The following is an 18,561-nucleotide window of genomic DNA, read 5'->3' on the forward strand; positions in this document are numbered from 1 at the left end:
CTAGGGAATCATGCGGCGGAAGCTATCAAATCAATAGCATCGCAACAAAACTTGCGGTGTCTCATGCCGCGCCGATGTTCGGCACGAGCGCGCCGACCGGCTGGCCGCCCTTCAGCGCCGCGGTGAAGGCCAGCATGCGGTCGATGGGCTGCCGCGCGCGGGGAATGAGCGCCGGGTCCACGTGGATGGCGTTGGCGCCGGTCTCCAGCACGCGGGCCACGTCGGCCAGGCCGTTCATGGCCATCCAGGGGCAGTGCGCGCAGCTCTTGCAGGTGGCGCTGTTGCCGGCGGTCGGCGCCTCGTAGAAGGCCTTGCCGGGGTTGAGCGTGCGCAGCTTGTGCATCATGCCGTTGTCGGTCGCCACGATGAATTCGCGCGCATCCATCTCGCGCGCGGCCTTCAGGATGGCCGAGGTCGAACCCACGGCATCGGCCAGCGCCACGACATCGGCGGGGCTTTCAGGGTGCACCAGCACCTTGGCAGCGGGGTGCGTCGCCTTCAGCGCCTGCAGTTCGTCGGCCTTGAACTCGTCGTGCACGATGCAGGCGCCGTTCCAGAACAGCATGTCGGCGCCGGTTTCGCGCTGGATGTAGGCACCCAGGTGGCGGTCGGGCGCCCAGAGGATCTTGTGGCCCGCCGCCGTGAGCGCGCCCACGATCTCCAGCGCGCAGCTGGAGGTGACGAGCCAGTCGGCCCGCGCCTTCACGGCCGCGCTGGTGTTGGCATAGACGACCACCGTGCGGTCCGGGTGCGCATCGCAAAAGGCGCTGAACGCATCGATGGGGCAGCCCAGGTCGAGCGAGCAGGTGGCGTCCAGATCGGGCATGAGCACGGTCTTTTCGGGCGAGAGGATCTTGGCCGTCTCGCCCATGAAGCGCACGCCCGACACCACCAGCGTCTGCGCGGCATGGTCACGGCCGAAGCGCGCCATCTCCAGCGAATCGCTGACCAGTCCGCCGGTTTCCTCGGCCAGGTCCTGCAGGTCCGGGTGCACGTAGTAGTGCGACACCATGACGGCGTTCTTTTCCCGCAGCAGGCGCCGGATGCGGTCCTTGAGCGCGTCGCGCTCGAGCGGCGAGGGCTCGGCGGGCACACGGGCCCAGGCATGCTTGGTGGAGCAGACGGCGCCTTCTTCGGGCTGCTCGTATTCCACTTCCTTGAGGGCGATGGGGGTCATGGGGCGGGGGCTCTTTTGGGCGGCGACGGTGGAGCGCGGCGCGGCACGGGTTGAGGGGTTCAGGTGCGAATGAAAACGGGCGGGTCAGGCGATGTCCTGCATGCGCATCGAAAAATCGACGGCCTTCACGTCCTTGGTCAGCGTGCCGATGGAGATGCGATCCACACCGGTCTCGGCCAATGCGCGCAGGCCTTCGAGCGTCACGCCGCCGGAAATCTCGAGGATGGCGCGGCCGGCGTTCAGGCGAACGGCCTCGTGCAGCATCGCCAGCGGCATGTTGTCGAGCAGCAGCATTTTTGCGCCGGCCTGCAGCGCCTCCTGCAGTTGCTCCAGCGTTTCGACCTCGATCTCCACGAAGGCCGCCTGCGCGGCCACGGCTTCCGCGGCGCGCAGCACGGCGGTCACGCCACCGGCGGCGGCGATATGGTTTTCCTTGATGAGCACCGCGTCGTGCAGCCCGATGCGGTGGTTGGTGCCACCGCCCGTGCGCACGGCGTATTTCTGCGCCAGACGCAGGCCCGGCAGGGTCTTGCGGGTATCGACGATCTGCGCCCGCGTGCCGCGCACGGCTTCCACATAGGTCGCCGTCTTGGTGGCCACGGCCGAAAGCAATTGCAGGAAGTTGAGCGCGGTGCGCTCGGCGCTCAGCAGCGCCCGGGCGCTGCCTTCCACCTCCAGCACCACCTGGTCGGGCGCGCAGCGTTCGCCCTCCTGCACGTGCCACGCGATGCGCGCGGCCGGGTCCAGCGCGAGGATGGCGGCCTCCGCCCACGGGCCGCCGCAGATCACCGCGCTTTCGCGGGCCAGAACGCGGGCGCGCACGCGGCGCGCAGGATCGATCAGGCCGGCGGTGAGGTCGCCGGCACCCACGTCTTCGCGCAGTGCGCGGGCGACGTCTTCCTGGGCCAGCGATGCGATGCCGCCGTCCAGGGAAAGGGGGGATTTCGTCATGGGCGGCAAGCATAGCGGCATCGCATAGACTCGCCGCACTTTCGGCCCGGCCCTGCCCCATCCCCATGACCACTGCCATCCCTGCCGCCTCTTCCGCTGCGCCCTCGGCTTCCAGCGCAACGCCCTACGGCACGCTGCCGCCCGCCTCGCCCCTGCCCGAGCGCCGCCCCGTGAGCCTGCCGCGCCTGCAGCAGATGCGCGAGGCCGGCGAGAAGATCACCATGCTCACCGCCTACGACGCCACGTTCGCCGCCATGGCCGATGCGGCAGGCGTGGAGTGCATCCTGGTCGGCGATTCGCTGGGCATGGTGTGCCAGGGGCTGCCGAGCACCGTGGGCGTGTCGCTGGACACCATGGCCTACCACACGGCCAGCGTGGCGCGTGGCCTGCACCGCGTGCAGGGCACGGCCTGGCTGATCGCCGACCTGCCCTTCGGCACCTATGCCGAGAGCCGCGAACAGGCGCTGCGCAGCGCCTGCACGCTCATGCAGGCTGGCGCGCACATGGTCAAGCTGGAAGGCGGCGGCTGGACGGCGCCCACGGTGGAGTTTCTGGTGCAGCGCGGCGTGCCGGTGTGCGCCCACCTGGGCCTCACGCCGCAAACGGTGCATGCCCTGGGCGGCTACCGGGTGCAGGGCAAGACCGATCTGGCCGCGCGCGCGCTGCGCCAGCAAGCGTCCGAGTTGCAGAACGCCGGTGCGGCCATGCTGGTGCTGGAGATGGTGCCCGCGGCATTGGCACGCGAACTCACGACCGAGCTGGCCCACTGCCACACGATCGGCATCGGGGCGGGCAGCGGCACGGCCGGCCAGGTGCTGGTGTTGCATGACATGCTGGGCATTCACCTGGCCAAGATGCCGCGCTTCGTGCACGACTTCATGCAGGAAGCCGGCAGCGTGCGCGGCGCGATGCAGGCCTATGTGCAGGCCGTCAAGGCCGGGCGCTTTCCCGACGACGCGCTGCACGCCTGGTAGGCGCCCCCAGCACCAGCCACTGATCAGTCCCGGGTTTCTATTCCCCAGGTCTGCTCCTTCAAGAAGGCCTTTCGGCCGCCCTCTTCCGATCGGAACTCCATGCTCATCGCACACACGCTGGCCGACCTGCGCCAGGCTCTGGCAGGCCGGGGCCGGCCCGCTTTCGTGCCCACCATGGGCAACCTGCACGCCGGCCATATTTCGCTGGTGGAGCAGGCCCGGCCGCTGGGCGATGTGACGGTAGCGAGCATCTTCGTGAACCGCCTGCAGTTCCTGCCCCACGAAGATTTCGACAGCTATCCCCGCACCTGGGATGCCGACTGCGCCCAATTGCGCGATGCCGGCTGCGACGTGCTTTTCGCGCCGCGCGAGGCCGATCTGTACCCCGAGCCCCAGACCTTCAAGGTGCACCCGGATGCGGCGCTGGCCGACATCCTGGAAGGGCACTTTCGCCCGGGCTTCTTCATCGGCGTCTGCACCGTGGTGATGAAGCTCTTCGCCTGCGTCCTGGGCGCCAGCGGCGGCACCGCCGTGTTCGGCAAGAAGGACTACCAGCAGCTCATGGTGATTCGGCAAATGGTGCGGCAATTCGCCCTGCCCGTGGAGGTGGTGGCGGGCGAAACCCGGCGTGCGGACGACGGCCTGGCGCTCAGCTCGCGCAACGGGTACCTCGGCACGGACGAGCGTGCACGCGCCCGGCAATTGGCCCAGGCGCTCAAGGCATTGGCGGATGCGGCCCTCGCGGGCCCGGGCGATATCGGCGCGCTGGAGCAGCAGGCCCTGGATGCGTTGCGCGGCCAAGGCTGGGCAGCGGACTACCTCACCGTGCGGCGCCGCGACGACCTGCAGCCGCCATCGGGGGATGGCCCGTTGCGCAGCGGCACGCTGGTGGCGCTGGGCGCAGCACGGCTGGGCAACACCCGGCTCATCGACAACCTGGAGTTTTGAAGCTCGAGCGCGCTGCGCGCGTTTGCCGGGCCGTCGCGTAGCGGTCAGGGACCGATCGCGGCCTTGCACTCTCCTGCACCGCCGGTAGGCTCGGGACTACGCGTGCAGGTGCCCACGCCGCACAGAAACGGCCAGGACGTGCCCTTAAGGTTGATCCATCGATCAACCACTTTTCAGGAGAAATTCCATGCCCGTCATCCTCTGGCTCCTCGGCGTCCCACTGTCCCTCGTTCTGCTGCTGATGCTGTTCGGCGTGCTCTGAGCACCACGGTATGTTGCGGGCTCAAGAGGCCCGGTGACTGACCTTTCGGGCCTGATCGATTCAAGGCCGCGAGAGTTCAGCCACCGGGCCTCTGCCCATGAGCATCGCCAGTGCATCGCGCGGCGTTCTTTGTCCGTCGAGCAGCGCGACCACGGCCTCGGTGATCGGCATGTCCACCTGCAGGTGGCGTGCACGCGCCAGCACCGTTCTGGCGCTGTAGACGCCTTCCGCCACATGGCCGAGTGAATCCACCGCCTGCGCAAGCGTCATTCCCTGCGCCAGCGCCTGTCCCACTCGCCGGTTACGCGAGAGGTCTCCTGTAGCGGTCAGCACGAGATCGCCCAGCCCGGACAACCCCATGAACGTATCGACTCTTGCGCCCAGCGCCAGCCCCAGCCGGGTCATCTCGGCCAGGCCGCGCGTTATCAGGGCGGCGCGGGCATTCAATCCGAGATCGAGCCCGTCGCACAGCCCGGTGGCGATGGCCAGCACGTTCTTCACCGCCCCGCCCACCTCCACCCCGACGATGTCGTCGTTGGCATAGACCCGCAGCGTGGGGCCGTGGAATGCATCCACCAGCAGTTCGCGCACTGAGGCGTGGGGGCTTGCCGCCACCAGCGCGGTGGGCTGGCCGCGCGCGGCTTCCTGGGCGAAACTGGGGCCGCTCAAGACACCGCTGCGCAGGCGGGGCGCGGCCTGAGCACAGACCTCGTGCCCCATCAGCCCCACGGCATTGCCGCCAGGTGGTGCGGCTTCGAAGCCCTTGCAGAGCCAGGCGACCGGCACATCGAGGGCGCTCAGCGTTTGCAGCATGCCGCGCAGCGCGGACATGGGCGTGGCGACGATAGCCAAGTCAGCGCCGGACGCAAGCGCCAATGGGTCACCGGCACTCAGCGCTATGGAAGAAGGGAATTCGATGTCGGGCAGATACCGTGCGTTCTGCCGCGCCGACTGCATGCCGGCGATCTGATGGGCATCGCGCGCCCACAGCGTCACGGCATGCGAGGCCGGATGTGCCGCAGCGCTGATGGCCATGGCGGTTCCCCAGGCACCAGCTCCCAAAACAACGATGTTCATTCGTGCGTGCTGCCCGGGCCTGCGCGCGGAAGGCTCGGCGGCCTTCCGGCGCAATGCGCTGCTTACTGCGTGATGATGGGCGACGGTGCAGCGGACGCCACTTGGGCTTGCTGCTGCTCGTACATGGCCTGGAAGTTGATTTCGGCCAGGTGCACGGGCGGGAAGCCGGCGCGCGTGATGGTGTCGGCCACGTTGCCGCGCAGGTAGGGGTACACGATCTGCGGGCAGGCGATGCCCATGATCGGACCCATCTGGTCTTCGGGGATGTTGCGGATCTCGAAGATGCCGGCTTGCTTGGCCTCGACCAGGAACACCGTCTTGTCCTTGATCTTGGTCTGCACCGTGGCGGTCACGGCCACTTCGAAAATGCCATCGGCCACCGGCGTGGCTTCCACGCCCAGCTGGATGTCCACGCTGGGCTGCTCCTGCTCCAGCAAGATCGCGGGCGAGTTGGGCTGCTCCAGGGACAAGTCCTTCAGGTACACGCGCTGGATCTGGAACACGGGATTTTCTTCGGTAGCCATGGTGTCTTTCTTTCAGTCAAAACACTATTCGACAAAACAAAGCCCGCTGGGAAACACTCCCGCAGCGGGCACTTGGGGCTGCATTATGCAGCGCCGTCGGGACAGGAAAAAGGCAGTTCAGGCATCGGCCTGGGCACCGCCGAGCAGCGGCATCAGACCGCCCCGGCCATCGAGCGCGACCAGATCGTCATGCCCGCCGACGTGCGTGTCGCCGATGAAGATCTGGGGCACGGTGCGGCGCCCGGTGATTTCCATCATGTGGCTGCGGGCCACGGGATCGAGGTCCACGCGGACTTCCTCGATCTCCTCCACGCCCTTGGACTTGAGGATCTGCTTGGCACGAACGCAGTAGGGGCAGACGGCGGTGGTGTACATCTTCACGGCTTGCATGGGAGGGCCTTCCTGCTCAAAAAATGGCTACACGGCACACATTGCGGCCAACTCAGGCCTTTTCAACGGGCATGCTGGCGTCTTTCCACGCCTTCAGCCCGCCCGCCAGCGCCTGGGCATTGTCGTAGCCCAGCTTTTTGGCGATGCCCACGGCCCGCTGGGCCCGCGGGCCCTTGGCGCAAACCAGCACGATCGGCAGGGCCTTGTTCTTGACCACCTGGGGCAGCCGCTCTTCCAGCTGGTTCAGGGGAATGTTCTTGGCGCCGCCCACGTGGCCCGCAGCGAACTCGTCGGGCTCGCACACGTCGATCACGACGCCCTTCTCGCGGTTGATGAGCTGCACGGCGCGTGCCGCCGTCAGCGAGCCGCCGGTGGCATCCTTGAGGAGCGGCACCAAAAGCATGCCGCCGGAGGCCAGCGCGATAAAGAACAAATACCAGTTGTCGATGATGAATTTCACGTCAGTCCTAGGGTTGGCAAACCGCTCAATTTTAGAATGCTGGATTTTGACCCGCCTGCTCTAGGGAAACCATGCACCAACTCGTCCTGATCCGCCACGGAGAATCCACCTGGAACCTCGAGAACCGCTTCACCGGCTGGACCGACGTCGATCTGACGCCCACGGGCGTGGAACAAGCCAAGAGCGCAGGCCGCCTGCTGAAGGCGGAAGGCTACGAATTCGACCTGGCCTACACCAGCATGCTCAAGCGCGCCACGCGCACGTTGTGGCACACGCTCGACGAGATGGACCGCACCTGGCTGCCCGTGCACCACAGCTGGCGCCTGAACGAGCGCCACTACGGCGCCCTGCAGGGCCTGAACAAGGCCGACATGGCCAAGCAATACGGCGACGCGCAGGTGCTGGTGTGGCGCCGCAGCTACGACACGCCGCCGCCAGCGCTGGAAGCCACCGACCCGCGCAGCGAGCGGGGCGACCTGCGCTACGCCAGCCTGGCCCCCGAGCAGATCCCTCTGACGGAATGCCTCAAGGACACCGTCGAGCGCGTACTGCCGTTCTGGAACGAGTCCATGGCACCCGCCATCCGCGCCGGCAAACGCATCGTCGTCGCCGCGCACGGCAACTCGATCCGCGCGCTCATCAAGTACCTGGACGGCATCTCGGACGACGACATCGTCGGCGTGAACATTCCGAACGGCATCCCCCTGGTCTACGAACTCGATGCGGACCTGAAACCCCTGCGCCACTACTACCTGGGCGATGCCGAAGCGGCGGCCAGGGCGGCAGCGGCGGTGGCATCGCAAGGCAAGGCGTAAAGTCCGTGTAAAGGCGGCCCGCACAGCGCAAAAGTCGCTTCCAGCGCGGAACTGCAATGGGGGCAATCTTTCCAAGGTGTATATTGAAGCGGCAAAGGTGTTTTTAATGGGCCACAAACTGAAAATCGCAGGTTGGGTGTCGATCGGCGTCGTTGCCGGGGCACTGACCACCGTCTCACTGCAGACGGTGGCGCGCGGCGCGATGACGCCGCTGCCGCTCGAGGAAATCCAGCAGCTGTCCGCCGTGTTCGGTCTGGTAAAGACCGATTACGTCGAGCCGGTCGATGACAAGAAGCTCATCACCGACGCGATCTCGGGCATGGTGTCCAGCCTGGACCCGCACTCCCAGTATTTCGACAAGAAGTCCTTCAAGGAATTCCGCGAAGGCACTTCCGGCCGCTTCGTGGGCGTCGGGATCGAGATCACGCAGGAAGACGGGCTGATCAAGGTCGTCTCGCCCATCGAAGGCTCCCCGGCCTTCCGTGCCGGCCTCAAGACGAACGACCTGATCACCAAGATCGACGACACCGCCGTCAAGGGCCTGGCCCTCAACGACGCGGTCAAGAGAATGCGCGGCGAGCCGAGCACCCAGGTCACGCTGACCATCTTCCGCAAGGACGAGAGCCGCACGTTCCCGGTGACGATCACGCGCGAAGAGATCAAGACGCAGTCCGTGAAGGGCAAGGTGATCGAGCCCGGTTATGGCTGGATCCGCCTGTCGCAGTTCCAGGAACGCACGGTGGACGACTTCGTTCGCAAGATCGAAGAGGTCTATCGCCAGGAGCCCAACCTCAAGGGCCTGGTGCTGGACCTGCGCAACGACCCGGGCGGCCTGCTGGACGCAGCCGTGGCCGTTTCCGCCGCCTTCCTGCCCGAGAACGTCACCGTGGTGACCACCGACGGACAACTGGCGGAAAGCAAGGCCACGTTCAAGGCGGCACCGGAGTTCTACCAGCGCCGCGGCAATGGCGACCCGCTCAGGCGGCTGCCCGCCGCCCTCAAGAGCGTGCCCCTGGTGGTGCTGGTCAATGAAGGTTCGGCCTCTGCCAGCGAAATCGTGGCCGGCGCCTTGCAGGACCACAAGCGCGCCACCATCATGGGCAGCCAGACGTTCGGCAAGGGCTCGGTGCAGACGGTGCGCCCCCTGGGTCCGGACACCGGCATCAAGCTGACCACCGCGCGTTACTACACCCCAAGTGGCAAATCCATCCAGGCCAAGGGCATCGTGCCCGACGTTATGGTCGATGAAAGCGCCGAGGGCGATGTGTACGCATCGCTGCGCATGCGCGAGGCCGATCTCGAAAAGCACCTGACCAGCGGCCAGGGCGAAGAGAAAAAGGACGAAGCGCGCGAGAAGGCCCGCGAGGAAGCGCGCAAGCGCCTCGAGGAAGAAGCCAAGAAGCCCATCGCCGACCGCAAGATGCCTGAGTTCGGTTCGGACAAGGACTTCCAGTTGGCGCAGGCGCTCAACCAGTTGAAGGGCCAGGCCGTGCTGGTGAGCAAGACGCAGACCGAACGCAAGGAAGAGAAGAAGGAAAACTAAAACCCCTTCTTGACTCACCGACGGCCGGGCACCTTTCAGGCGCCCGGCCTTTTTCATGGCCCTCTTCCCTCCCGCACATCGCCCGCGCCAGTTTCCAGCCCATGACAGACGATCAGCTACTGCGCTATTCGCGCCACATCATGCTCGACGAGATCGGGATCGAGGGCCAGGAACGCATCCTGGCTGCCCATGCGCTAGTGATCGGAGCGGGCGGGCTGGGCTCGCCAGCCGCCCTGTTCCTGGCCTCCGCAGGCGTGGGACGCATCACTCTGGTGGACGACGATGTGGTGGACCTGACCAACCTGCAGCGCCAGATCGCCCACACCACTGCGCGCGTCGGCGAGTCCAAGGTGCACTCCGCGGCCCAGGCGCTGCAGGCCATCAATCCGGGCATACGGATCGACGCGATCCATGCCAGGGCCGGCAACGAGTGGCTGGATGACTGGGTGGGCCAGGCCACCGTGGTGCTGGACTGCAGCGATAACTATGCAACGCGCCACGCGGTGAATGGCGCCTGCGTCGCACACCGCACGCCATTGGTCACCGGAGCAGCCATCCGCTTCGACGGGCAGATCACGGTCATCGACCCTCGCAACCCGCAAGCGCCGTGCTACGCCTGCATCTTTCCGCCGGACACAGCGTTCGAGGAAACCCAATGCGCCACGCTGGGTGTCTTCGCACCGATGGTGGGCATCATCGGCGCCATGCAGGCAGCAGAAGCGCTCAAGCTCATCGCGGGTTTTGGCGAATCCTTGGCAGGCCGCCTCTCGATGCTCGATGGGCGTTCCATGGAGTGGACTGTGATGAAAATCCCTCGCCACATGCACTGCACCGTGTGCGGCGATGCAAAACCGTAGGAAGAATCCTACCGGCTCCGCATGTTGCTACTGGCAGAATGACACATTGGATCCCCATAAAGTGAAGCTGTGATCACATTCTCATTCTGCTGCCGTGATCCGGACTGGACCCCACAGTGAAACTGCGCACCTACATTGTTGAAGACAACGCCACCATCCGAGAAAATCTGATCGGCACGCTCGAGGAACTGGCGGAGGTGGAAGCCGTAGGCATTGCAGAAACCGAAGACGAAGGCAAAGAGTGGCTTGCCAACAATTCAGGCCAGTGGGACTTGGCCATCGTCGATCTGTTCCTGCGGCAAGGAAGCGGCCTGGGCGTTCTGGCTGCTTGCCGCAACCGGACGGCTGGCCAGAAGATGGTCGTGCTCAGCAACTATGCAACCCCCGACGTGCGCATGCGTTGCGCGCAACTCGGCGTCGATGCCGTGTTCGATAAATCCAACGAAATAGATGCCCTGGTGGAGTACTGTGTCGAGCACAGCACGAACCGCCAAACGAACGCAAAGTCCGCCACGGGCTGAACGGCTCTAGGCGGTCCAGGTCGCGGCCGGCGGGCCGACAGTTCAAAAAAAAGGCCACCGGGTTCGGTGGCCTTTTTTCATGCATCGCTTCAATCGATCAGCTTGTTCTTCAGCGCGTAATAGGTGAGGTCGCTGTTGGAGGACAACGCCATTTTCTCCATCAACCGCGTGCGATAGGTGCTCACCGTCTTCACGCTGAGTGACAACGACTTGGCGATGTCGCCAGCGGTTTCGCCCTTGGCCAGCTTCAGGAACACCTGGAATTCGCGTTCCGACAGCTGTTCATGCGGCGGTGCATCATCCTTGCGGTTGAGCTGCTGCGCTAGCAGGTCAGCGACTGCAGGGGTCAGGTAGCGCCGGCCCAGCGAGATGGTGCGAATCGCTTCGACGATCTCTTTCGGGTCGCATTCCTTGTTGAGGTAGCCACTCGCACCCTGACGGATCAGGTTGATGGCGTAATGCTCTTCCGGGTAGCCGCTGAGGATCAGGATGCCCATGTCGGGCGCCTTGGCGCGCAGCATGGCCAGCGCATCGAGTCCGCTTTGGCCGGGCATCGACAAATCCATGAGCAGCACATCGATCTCCTGTGCCCGGACCAGATCGATCGCCTCGCGCCCGTTGGACGCCTCACCCACCACCCGAAGGTCTACATGTTCTGACAAAAATTGTCGCAATCCCGAGCGGACAATCGCATGGTCATCCACAATGCCGATCTTGATCATTGAGCGTTCTTTCAAGGGGCAGCCAAGCTGCCCGTTATCGTTCTGGTAGCCAATTCACCCGTTGCGGGCGTGCCTGCAGCGGAACACCGCTGGCTGGTGACATTATCCAGAAATCACCCGCTTGTCTTTCGGAGAAACTTATGCGTTGGTCCAATTTTCGCAAGATGGCTGTCAGCTTGCCCCTGGCATTGCTGGCTGCATCGGCGTTGGTTGGCATCAATGAAGCCGGCTACGACCGCTCGCACGATGCGGTGAGCGCCTTGTCGCGCACCTACACCACACGCGCCGCGCTCGACCGCCTGATGCAGAACATGCTGGACGCGGAGACCGGCCTTCGGGGCTATCTGCTGACGGGCGACGAACGCTATCTGGAGCCGTATGAAAAAGCCGCCTCCACGATCAACAGCAATCTGGACGAGTTGCGCGCCATCTTCACGGCCTCATCGCTCGAAGACCAAGAAGATTTCACTCAGCTGTCGCGCCAGATTTCCCGGAAGATGTCCGAGCTCGACCTGAGCCTGCGGCTGCGTCGCCAGGACAACGACGATGCCTGGAAGTTCGTGCTGTCGACCGATGTCGGCAAAGAGAACATGGACGCCATTCGCACGCTGTCGGGCAAGCTGACCGAGCGCAGCACCGACCGCACGAACCACAGCACGGAAGAGATCCTGCACTCGCTCATGCTGTCCCGCATCGGCATTGCCACCATGGCTGCGATCGGGTTGCTGGCCTTTTACATGTACCTGCGGCAAGCCAGTGCGCTGCAGTCGTTCAACCAGCGCGAACAAGAAACGCTCGAGCGTGAGCGAGATCGCCTGGAACAACTGGTGCGCGAGCGCACGGCATCGCTCACCGAACTGGCGAACCACCTGCAACAAGTGCGCGAAGACGAGCGCGGGCATCTGGCGCGCGAACTGCACGACGAGTTGGGCGCCCTGCTCACCGCAGCCAAGCTCGACGTCGCACGGCTGAAGTCCAAAGTGGATTCGCAGGCCCCGGAGATCGCGGAACGCCTCAAGCACCTGACCGACACCTTGAACAGCGGCATTGCCCTGAAGCGCCGCATCATCGAAGACCTGCGCCCCTCATCGTTGTTCAACCTGGGCCTGACTGCATCACTGGAAATCCTGGGCCGCGAATTCGCAGAGCGCAGCAGCATTCAGGTGGACCTGAACCTCGAAGCCGTGGACCTGCCTGAATCCGTTCAGCTCACCATCTACCGCATGGTGCAGGAATCGCTCACCAACATCGGCAAATACGCCAATGCCGCCAAGGTGCTGGTGGCGGTGCACAACTACCCCACGCATGTGGCTGTGCAGATCCGGGACAACGGCAGCGGTTTCGACACGGAAAAGGTCAACTCTTCCGCCCACGGACTGATGGGCATGCGGCATCGGGTCGAGGCGGCTGGCGGCCGGCTCACGGTCACGTCGGAACCCGGCGAAGGCACGCTCGTTTCCGCCGTGCTGCCGCACGTTCACTGACAGAACTGCGGCTCCATCGCAGAGCTGCATTTCCCCCTTTATCGACGATAACGCTGAGCACGATCGAACCCTTGTGGTTCAGATCGGCGGCGTCCTACATGGCTGCGCGCCGGGCACCGGCAGCGTCCGAACGCCGCGAAAACTACATTGAATCCAGGCGCTAACAAAGCGGCGCCACCTACCAACCCGCCGGAACTTCTGGTGCAAAAGGAGATGGATATGTTGCATTACGCAGTGGTTTTCCTGGTGATCGCACTGATCGCCGCACTCTTCGGCTTCGGCGGTATCGCTGCCGGTGCCGTGGGCATCGCGAAGATTCTGTTCTTCGTGTTCGTGATCATGGCTGTGGTCACTTTCGTCCTGAGTTTGCTCAAGCGCGGTTGACCGCCGTTTGACAGAAAGACTCATGACCCAGGCTGGCTTGCCAGCCTTCGCAAACCCAAAAGGACCTCAATCATGATGAACACCCAGAACGCCGCACAAAAGGCCGTCGATTCCGCCCACAGCGCAGCCGACAGCATGCTGGACTCCGCCAAGGACGCCGTGCAGTCGACCCGCACCGCCGCCAACGCCACGCTGGACAAGGCAGAGCGCAAGGTGAACGAACTGCACGGTGAAGTGAATCCCCTGATCGATGACCTGGCAGCCCGGGCACAAGACCTGGCGTCGCGCGGCATCTCGTACTGCGCCGACACCACCGAACGCGCTCGCCGCCAGCTGAACCAAGCCACGGAAGTGACCACGCGCTATGTGGTCGAGCAGCCTGGCAAGTCGCTGCTGATGGCCGCCGCAGCCGGCGCCGCTGTGGCAACGCTGTGCATGATGAGCCGCCGCCCCCGCCGCCACGAATATTGATCACGCACGACGCCTGACGGCTTACACACACTCATAACAACAAGCGAGCGCCCCATGCCCCCTGTCACCACCATCAACACGGCGACCAGTTCGCCGGCCGAATCCCAGACCCTTGTGCTGGATGAAAAGGCGCTCCATTTCGCGGCGACCCAGGACCTGGACGAAGGGGCAGTGACCCCAGCGTACGGCCCTCACCGCGATGCCATCGTAAAGCTGCTGAACGACGCCCTGGCCACTGAACTGGTCTGTGTGCTGCGCTACAAGCGGCACCATTTCACGGCCGATGGAATGGAATCTCCCGCCATTGCCGCCGAGTTTTTGGTGCACGCGAACGAAGAGTCCGCCCACGCAGACAAGATCGCGCAGCGCATCGTGCAACTGGGGGGCGATCCGGACTTCTCGCCCAGCACCTTGGAAGAACGCAGCCATGCCGACTACGACGAATCGTCGGACCTCAAGGCCATGGTGCGTGCCAACCTGGTGGCGGAGCGCATAGCCGTGGAAGCCTACCGCCAGATGATCACCCTGATCGGTGACAAGGACCCAACGACGCGCCGGATGCTGGAAGGCATCCTGGCCGACGAAGAAGAGCATGCCGACGAACTCAAGGACTGGCTGCAGCGCTGAAAGGCGCGACGCCACCCAAGAAACAGTTCATCGACCACGGAGGGTGCAACAGGTCGATGGGCTGCAGAACCCCAAAGCACCCGTGTTCTCACAACCAAACCAAGGAAATAAATCATGAAATACGCACGTGCCCTCGCTTTTGCAGCCCTCGCTGGCGCAACCATCATCTCCGCAGGCTGCTCGGTGGCGCGCGACCAGCAAACCGTCGGTTCCTATGTGGACGACGCCGGCATCACGACCGCCGTGAAGGCCAAGATGGCTGAGGACAAGTCGGTTTCCGCCACGTCGATCAGCGTCGAAACGCTGAACGGCACCGTGCAACTGTCGGGCTTTGCCAAGTCGCAAACCGAAAAGAACACGGCTGAATCCATCGCCCGCAACACCAAGCATGTGCGCGACGTGCGCAACAGCATCGTTGTGCGTCCCTGAGGTTCCGCGGGCCTGAAACGGCCCGCAGCCCTCCAGAAAAACAGGCTCTTCGGAGCCTGTTTTTCTTTCAAAGCCCACAGGGTTGCCACACTCTTGCCGCACGTGCACTGCAAGATCTCTCACAGGCCCTAAGCTCGCACCATGCAGGTATTCAATTGCGACCAATGCGGTCATCTGGTTTTCTTCGACAGCGTCCAATGTCTGCATTGCGGCGCCAAGCTGGCGTTCCTTCCCGATCAAATGACGATGGCGGCGCTGGTGCCCGCCGTGTCGGGGCTGCGTAACGATTCGGACCTGTGGGAACGCGTGGCGGATTCCGGCCGCGGCAGCGCGCAACCGCTGTACCGCCTGTGCCACCACCGTACGGCGCACCGCGCCTGCAATTTCGCGTTGGCTGGCGACGACCCGCACAGCTTGTGCGTGTCGTGCCGGCAAACGCGCATCCTGCCAGACCTGTCAGAACCGGCCAACCTGCGCCGGTGGAAGCAGATCGAGCACGCCAAGCGCCAGCTTTACTACACGCTCGCCAAACTGGGGCTGGAGCCCGCGCCCGCTGGCGAGAGCCCGAACTTCGAATTCCTGGCCGACCAGCCCGGCTATCCCGTCATCACGGGGCATTCCGGCGGCACGATCACGCTCAACATCGCCGAGGCCGACGACGACGAACGGGCCCGACGCAGGCTGGCCCTGCACGAGCCTTACCGCACCTTGATCGGCCATTTGCGGCACGAGTCCGGGCATTTCTACTGGGACCGGCTGCTGCGCGAGGAAGGCAAGCTGGAAAACTTCCGTGCCGTATTCGGCGATGAACGCCAGGATTACGGCGCAGCCCTGCAGGCCTACTACGCCAGCAGCCCTCACCTTCGGGACTGGGGCGACGACCACGTGAGCGCCTACGCGACCGCCCATCCCTGGGAAGACTGGGCCGAGACATGGGCGCACTACCTGCACATGGTGGACCTGCTGGAAACGGCCTCCAGCTACCACACGGGGCTGCAGATTCCGAAGCCCAAGGCGGGGGCGGCACGGCGCTACACCATGAACAACCCGTTCGCGATGCGCTCGCCCGATTTCGATGCCATGGTGAGCGAATGGGTACCGCTCACGCTGCTGCTCAACAGCCTGAACCGCAGTCTGGGCCAGCAGGACGCCTACCCTTTCGCACTATCGTTCGGGGCGCTGGCCAAGCTGCGCTTCGTGCATGAGGTGGTGCAATCGGAGCGAAACGCAGTGCCGGCCCACTGAACGCCGAGCCGCCTTTTCAGGCGGCGGAGGGGTCAGGACGACAAGGCGCGGACCTTGACGGCCAGCCGCTCGGACACTTCCGCCGAGACGAACTTATCCACCTCGCCGCCCAGCAGGGCGATCTCACGCACGAAGGTGCTGCTGATGAACTGAAACTTGTCGCTGGGCGTGAGAAAGACGGTTTCCACCTCGGGCATGAGGCTGCGGTTCATGCCGGCCAGCTGGAACTCGTAGTCGAAGTCGGTCACGGCGCGCAAGCCGCGCACCATGGCTTTTCCGCCGCGCTCGACCACGAAGTCGCGCAGCAGGCCGGAGAAGGTTTCGACCTGCACCTGCGGGTAGGCACGCACTGCCTCGCGAACCATCTCGATGCGCTCTTCGAGATTGAACAGGGTCTTTTTGTGGTGCCCTGCGGCCACCGCCACGATCACCCGGCCGAAGAGCTGCGTCGCGCGGCGCACGACGTCTTCATGGCCCAGCGTGATGGGGTCGAAGGTACCCGGATAGATGGCGAGGACGTTCTGGGCCATGGCGTGGTCGCTCCTTTGCGGTTTGGCGGAAGGGGGCACACGCGGTTCAGCGGGCGCAGGGGCGGATTATGCAGTGGACCGAAAACCCGCTTCAATGGCATTGGTGGCCCGTGGGGACTTCAAGCCAAAACGGCCTCCAGCGCATATTCCACTAGGGTGATTAGCTATTAATTCGATAGCATCACTGCTTTTTCAGCAGGTGGGCGTGCACGGCACCTGCCTTGAGGTGGCGATGAACCGCCAGCCCCACGGCGGCCAACGCCGCGTCGTCCCAGGCCTGGGGCGCCTCCAGGTAGATGAACCCGTCTGCGGCCACGGCCTGCGAGGCAGCGGCCAGCGCGGGCTCGAACAGTGCGCTCTCGAAGGGCGGATCGATGAACACGAGGTGCAGGCTGCCGGGCGCGCAGTGCCGCAGCGCGGCGACGCCGTCGCCCCGCTGCACGCGCACGGCCATGGCCTGCAGGCGCTGCTGCAGCGTGTGCAACTGGTCCACCAGGGCCGGATCGTTCTCGACCAGCTGCACGGCCGCCGCGCCGCGAGAGGCCGCCTCGAACCCCAGCGCGCCGGTGCCGGCGAATGCATCGAGGCAGCGCCAGCCGGTCATGTCCTGCCCCAGCCAGTTGAAGAGCGTTTCGCGAACGCGGTCCGGCGTCGGGCGCAAGCCGGGGCGCTGGGCCACCGGCAGGCGGGTGCGCTTCCATTGGCCGCCGATGATGCGGACTTCGCCTGCGCCTTTCGCAACGGTTTTTTTAGCGGCTGGGGCGGGCGCTGCCGGCGCGGCGCGGCGTGCGGGCCGGCTCATTGCTTGCCTCCGACCACGACGGTGACCATGCGCTCGGGCTGCAGCTTGCGGGCCATGGCGGCGCGCACGTCGGCCGCCGTGAGGGCCTGCACGCGGTCCGTCCAATGCTCCAGGTAATCCAGCGGCAGGTCGTTCCAGGCGATGTTGACGACGTTGGCCAGCAGCTTGCGGTTGCTGTCGATGCGCAGGGCGAAACCGCCGATGAGGTTGTCCTTGGCGGCACGCAGTTGGGCCTCGGTCGGGCCCTGGGCCACGAATCGGGCGATGACGTCGCGCGACACCTTCACCGCTTCCGCGGCCTGGTCGGGGCGCGTCTGCAGGCCGATCAGGAAGGCGCCGGTGTTCAGGCCGGGCGAGAACTGGCTGTACACGCTGTAGCTCAGGCCACGCTTTTCGCGCACTTCGCTGGTCAGCAGCGACGTGAAGCCGCCGCCACCCAGGATGTGGTTGCCCACGAGCAGCGCCAGAAAATCCGGATCGCGCCGGGCAAAGCCCGGTTGCCCGATCAGCACATGCGCCTGCGCCGAAGCGAAGGGAATGTCCTGCTGCACCGGCGCGGTCAGCGCCTGCACTTCAGGAACCGGCGGCAACGGCTGGCAGGTGGCGGGATCGCGCGAAGGCATCTGCGACAGCAGCGTTTTCACCAGCGCCTGGGCCTGCGCACGGTTGACGGCACCGACGATGCTCACGCGGGCCCTGCAGGTTTCGACGTAATGGTCGTGGTAGGCCTGCATGTCGGCGATCGCGATGCGGCCCAGCGTATCGGGCGTGGCGCGCTGGCCGTACGGATGGTTGCCGTACACCGCGCTGCCGAAGGCCTTGGCGGCTGCGGTGCCGGGGCGCGTTTCCGCTTCTTTCAGCGCGGCCTCCCAGCGCGAACGTTCACGCTGCCAGATGTCCTGCGGAAAACTGGGCTGGGCCAGTTGCCGGGCCGCAAGACGCGCGGCGCGGTCCAGCAGATCGGGCTCGGTGAGCGAGCGCAGCGAAAAGCTCAGGCCGTCACGGTCGGCGGCGGCTTCGAAGCTCGCGCCCAGATCGGCCCATGCTTCGCCCAGCGCGTTTTCGTCCATGGCCGGCTCGCTGCCCTGGGCACGAACGCCTTTGGACGACATGGAGGCCACGGCGCTCGCAAGGCCCGCCTGCTCAGCCGGATCGCGGCGTGCACCGGCGTCGAAGTCGACCTGCACATCGACCATGGGAATGGCCGGGCTCTCCACCAGCCAGACCCGGGCGCCGCTCGGCTCCGTCCAGTGCTGGATGGGCAAAAGCGCCCAGGCGGGGTGCGCCAGGCACAGGGCACCGGCAAAGGCGAGGCATGCACGCGCGGCCAGTCGTTGAATGGTTTTCATGGGTGGGTTCCTGCGCGTT

The 18,561-nt window shown here is 65.1% G+C and carries 22 protein-coding genes; 12 read left to right on the top strand and 10 right to left on the bottom strand.

Annotated features, from left to right (window positions below; translation table 11 throughout):
* Positions 1-61: 61 nt before the first annotated feature.
* Entirely contained in the window at positions 62-1,177 is a 1,116-nt protein-coding gene (gene nadA, locus BLT03_RS06440) for a quinolinate synthase NadA (RefSeq protein WP_092741486.1), read from the bottom strand.
* An 84-nt stretch (positions 1,178-1,261) separates the two neighbouring features.
* Positions 1,262-2,128: a carboxylating nicotinate-nucleotide diphosphorylase gene (gene nadC, locus BLT03_RS06445; RefSeq protein ID WP_092741488.1), complete on the bottom strand. Its 867-nt coding sequence runs from the start codon at positions 2,126-2,128 to the stop codon at positions 1,262-1,264.
* Between the two features lie 65 nt (positions 2,129-2,193).
* On the opposite strand from nadC, the gene panB reads away from it, so the two are divergent.
* Positions 2,194-3,102 (top strand): 3-methyl-2-oxobutanoate hydroxymethyltransferase, encoded by a 909-nt coding sequence (gene panB / locus BLT03_RS06450; protein WP_092741490.1) that lies wholly within the window; start codon positions 2,194-2,196, stop codon positions 3,100-3,102.
* A gap of 99 nt (positions 3,103-3,201) precedes the next feature.
* Positions 3,202-4,050, top strand: a complete 849-nt coding sequence (gene panC / locus BLT03_RS06455) for a pantoate--beta-alanine ligase (RefSeq protein ID WP_092741492.1) — start codon at positions 3,202-3,204, stop codon at positions 4,048-4,050.
* A gap of 322 nt (positions 4,051-4,372) precedes the next feature.
* Here panC and BLT03_RS06460 read toward each other — a convergent pair whose 3' ends face one another.
* The 4 genes from BLT03_RS06460 to BLT03_RS06475 all read right to left on the bottom strand — a co-directional run bounded on the left by BLT03_RS06460 (position 4,373) and on the right by BLT03_RS06475 (position 6,763).
* Positions 4,373-5,389 (bottom strand): NAD(P)H-dependent glycerol-3-phosphate dehydrogenase, encoded by a 1,017-nt coding sequence (locus tag BLT03_RS06460; RefSeq protein WP_092741494.1) that lies wholly within the window; start codon positions 5,387-5,389, stop codon positions 4,373-4,375.
* A 62-nt stretch (positions 5,390-5,451) separates the two neighbouring features.
* On the bottom strand, positions 5,452-5,913 hold the full coding sequence (gene secB / locus BLT03_RS06465; protein WP_092741496.1) for a protein-export chaperone SecB: 462 nt from the start codon (positions 5,911-5,913) through the stop codon (positions 5,452-5,454).
* Between the two features lie 117 nt (positions 5,914-6,030).
* The gene (gene grxC, locus BLT03_RS06470; RefSeq protein ID WP_092741498.1) at positions 6,031-6,303 is read right to left on the bottom strand and encodes a glutaredoxin 3; all 273 of its coding nucleotides are present in this window, start codon (positions 6,301-6,303) and stop codon (positions 6,031-6,033) included.
* 52 nt (positions 6,304-6,355) lie between these two features.
* Positions 6,356-6,763, bottom strand: coding sequence for a rhodanese-like domain-containing protein (locus tag BLT03_RS06475; protein ID WP_092741500.1), 408 nt, complete (start codon positions 6,761-6,763; stop codon positions 6,356-6,358).
* 71 nt (positions 6,764-6,834) lie between these two features.
* On the opposite strand from BLT03_RS06475, the gene gpmA reads away from it, so the two are divergent.
* The 4 genes from gpmA to BLT03_RS06495 all read left to right on the top strand — a co-directional run bounded on the left by gpmA (position 6,835) and on the right by BLT03_RS06495 (position 10,499).
* Positions 6,835-7,578, top strand: a complete 744-nt coding sequence (gene gpmA / locus BLT03_RS06480) for a 2,3-diphosphoglycerate-dependent phosphoglycerate mutase (RefSeq protein ID WP_092741502.1) — start codon at positions 6,835-6,837, stop codon at positions 7,576-7,578.
* A 106-nt stretch (positions 7,579-7,684) separates the two neighbouring features.
* Positions 7,685-9,121 (top strand): S41 family peptidase, encoded by a 1,437-nt coding sequence (locus BLT03_RS06485; protein WP_092741503.1) that lies wholly within the window; start codon positions 7,685-7,687, stop codon positions 9,119-9,121.
* A gap of 101 nt (positions 9,122-9,222) precedes the next feature.
* On the top strand, positions 9,223-9,978 hold the full coding sequence (locus BLT03_RS06490) for a HesA/MoeB/ThiF family protein (RefSeq protein ID WP_092741505.1): 756 nt from the start codon (positions 9,223-9,225) through the stop codon (positions 9,976-9,978).
* A 116-nt stretch (positions 9,979-10,094) separates the two neighbouring features.
* On the top strand, positions 10,095-10,499 hold the full coding sequence (locus tag BLT03_RS06495; RefSeq protein ID WP_092741507.1) for a response regulator: 405 nt from the start codon (positions 10,095-10,097) through the stop codon (positions 10,497-10,499).
* Positions 10,500-10,588: 89 nt separating this feature from the next.
* On the opposite strand, the gene BLT03_RS06500 is transcribed toward BLT03_RS06495, so the two are convergent.
* The gene (locus tag BLT03_RS06500) at positions 10,589-11,221 is read right to left on the bottom strand and encodes a response regulator (protein ID WP_092741509.1); all 633 of its coding nucleotides are present in this window, start codon (positions 11,219-11,221) and stop codon (positions 10,589-10,591) included.
* A 140-nt stretch (positions 11,222-11,361) separates the two neighbouring features.
* On the opposite strand from BLT03_RS06500, the gene BLT03_RS06505 reads away from it, so the two are divergent.
* From BLT03_RS06505 to BLT03_RS06530, 6 genes are all read left to right on the top strand, one after another.
* Entirely contained in the window at positions 11,362-12,705 is a 1,344-nt protein-coding gene (locus tag BLT03_RS06505; RefSeq protein ID WP_092741511.1) for a sensor histidine kinase, read from the top strand.
* A gap of 219 nt (positions 12,706-12,924) precedes the next feature.
* Positions 12,925-13,089 (top strand): DUF1328 domain-containing protein, encoded by a 165-nt coding sequence (locus BLT03_RS06510; RefSeq protein WP_011796896.1) that lies wholly within the window; start codon positions 12,925-12,927, stop codon positions 13,087-13,089.
* A 75-nt stretch (positions 13,090-13,164) separates the two neighbouring features.
* Positions 13,165-13,560 (top strand): hypothetical protein, encoded by a 396-nt coding sequence (locus BLT03_RS06515; protein WP_092741997.1) that lies wholly within the window; start codon positions 13,165-13,167, stop codon positions 13,558-13,560.
* 54 nt (positions 13,561-13,614) lie between these two features.
* Complete coding sequence (locus BLT03_RS06520; RefSeq protein WP_175537679.1) at positions 13,615-14,187, top strand: ferritin-like domain-containing protein; 573 nt, start codon at positions 13,615-13,617, stop codon at positions 14,185-14,187.
* Between the two features lie 114 nt (positions 14,188-14,301).
* Positions 14,302-14,616 carry a BON domain-containing protein gene (locus BLT03_RS06525; protein WP_092741513.1) on the top strand — a complete coding sequence of 105 codons (315 nt, stop codon included), beginning with the start codon at positions 14,302-14,304 and terminating at the stop codon, positions 14,614-14,616.
* A 141-nt stretch (positions 14,617-14,757) separates the two neighbouring features.
* Positions 14,758-15,861, top strand: coding sequence for a zinc-binding metallopeptidase family protein (locus BLT03_RS06530; protein ID WP_092741515.1), 1,104 nt, complete (start codon positions 14,758-14,760; stop codon positions 15,859-15,861).
* Between the two features lie 32 nt (positions 15,862-15,893).
* Here BLT03_RS06530 and coaD read toward each other — a convergent pair whose 3' ends face one another.
* The 3 genes from coaD to BLT03_RS06545 form a co-directional block, all read right to left on the bottom strand.
* Positions 15,894-16,391 carry a pantetheine-phosphate adenylyltransferase gene (gene coaD, locus BLT03_RS06535; protein WP_092741517.1) on the bottom strand — a complete coding sequence of 166 codons (498 nt, stop codon included), beginning with the start codon at positions 16,389-16,391 and terminating at the stop codon, positions 15,894-15,896.
* A 181-nt stretch (positions 16,392-16,572) separates the two neighbouring features.
* Entirely contained in the window at positions 16,573-17,193 is a 621-nt protein-coding gene (gene rsmD, locus BLT03_RS06540) for a 16S rRNA (guanine(966)-N(2))-methyltransferase RsmD (RefSeq protein WP_092741519.1), read from the bottom strand.
* Positions 17,190-18,542, bottom strand: a complete 1,353-nt coding sequence (locus BLT03_RS06545) for a M16 family metallopeptidase (RefSeq protein WP_092741521.1) — start codon at positions 18,540-18,542, stop codon at positions 17,190-17,192. The genes rsmD and BLT03_RS06545 overlap by 4 nt, the downstream gene beginning before the upstream one ends.
* Positions 18,543-18,561 lie beyond the last annotated feature (19 nt).

Origin of the sequence: Paracidovorax valerianellae, assembly GCF_900102625.1 — a bacterium.
In the GTDB taxonomy this organism is placed as follows: domain Bacteria; phylum Pseudomonadota; class Gammaproteobacteria; order Burkholderiales; family Burkholderiaceae_C; genus Paracidovorax; species Paracidovorax valerianellae.

Excerpts from the sequence above, each read along its gene's own strand:
- nadA (WP_092741486.1), bottom strand. The coding sequence starts at position 1,177 with ATGACCCCCATCGCCCTCAAGGAAGTGGAATACGAGCAGCCCGAAGAA.
- nadC (WP_092741488.1), bottom strand. The coding sequence starts at position 2,128 with ATGACGAAATCCCCCCTTTCCCTGGACGGCGGCATCGCATCGCTGGCC.
- panB (WP_092741490.1), top strand. The coding sequence starts at position 2,194 with ATGACCACTGCCATCCCTGCCGCCTCTTCCGCTGCGCCCTCGGCTTCC.
- panC (WP_092741492.1), top strand. The coding sequence starts at position 3,202 with ATGCTCATCGCACACACGCTGGCCGACCTGCGCCAGGCTCTGGCAGGC.
- BLT03_RS06460 (WP_092741494.1), bottom strand. The coding sequence starts at position 5,389 with ATGAACATCGTTGTTTTGGGAGCTGGTGCCTGGGGAACCGCCATGGCC.
- secB (WP_092741496.1), bottom strand. The coding sequence starts at position 5,913 with ATGGCTACCGAAGAAAATCCCGTGTTCCAGATCCAGCGCGTGTACCTG.
- grxC (WP_092741498.1), bottom strand. The coding sequence starts at position 6,303 with ATGCAAGCCGTGAAGATGTACACCACCGCCGTCTGCCCCTACTGCGTT.
- gpmA (WP_092741502.1), top strand. The coding sequence starts at position 6,835 with ATGCACCAACTCGTCCTGATCCGCCACGGAGAATCCACCTGGAACCTC.
- BLT03_RS06485 (WP_092741503.1), top strand. The coding sequence starts at position 7,685 with ATGGGCCACAAACTGAAAATCGCAGGTTGGGTGTCGATCGGCGTCGTT.
- BLT03_RS06490 (WP_092741505.1), top strand. The coding sequence starts at position 9,223 with ATGACAGACGATCAGCTACTGCGCTATTCGCGCCACATCATGCTCGAC.
- BLT03_RS06500 (WP_092741509.1), bottom strand. The coding sequence starts at position 11,221 with ATGATCAAGATCGGCATTGTGGATGACCATGCGATTGTCCGCTCGGGA.
- BLT03_RS06505 (WP_092741511.1), top strand. The coding sequence starts at position 11,362 with ATGCGTTGGTCCAATTTTCGCAAGATGGCTGTCAGCTTGCCCCTGGCA.
- BLT03_RS06510 (WP_011796896.1), top strand. The coding sequence starts at position 12,925 with ATGTTGCATTACGCAGTGGTTTTCCTGGTGATCGCACTGATCGCCGCA.
- BLT03_RS06515 (WP_092741997.1), top strand. The coding sequence starts at position 13,165 with ATGAACACCCAGAACGCCGCACAAAAGGCCGTCGATTCCGCCCACAGC.
- BLT03_RS06520 (WP_175537679.1), top strand. The coding sequence starts at position 13,615 with ATGCCCCCTGTCACCACCATCAACACGGCGACCAGTTCGCCGGCCGAA.
- BLT03_RS06525 (WP_092741513.1), top strand. The coding sequence starts at position 14,302 with ATGAAATACGCACGTGCCCTCGCTTTTGCAGCCCTCGCTGGCGCAACC.
- BLT03_RS06530 (WP_092741515.1), top strand. The coding sequence starts at position 14,758 with ATGCAGGTATTCAATTGCGACCAATGCGGTCATCTGGTTTTCTTCGAC.
- coaD (WP_092741517.1), bottom strand. The coding sequence starts at position 16,391 with ATGGCCCAGAACGTCCTCGCCATCTATCCGGGTACCTTCGACCCCATC.
- rsmD (WP_092741519.1), bottom strand. The coding sequence starts at position 17,193 with ATGAGCCGGCCCGCACGCCGCGCCGCGCCGGCAGCGCCCGCCCCAGCC.
- BLT03_RS06545 (WP_092741521.1), bottom strand. The coding sequence starts at position 18,542 with ATGAAAACCATTCAACGACTGGCCGCGCGTGCATGCCTCGCCTTTGCC.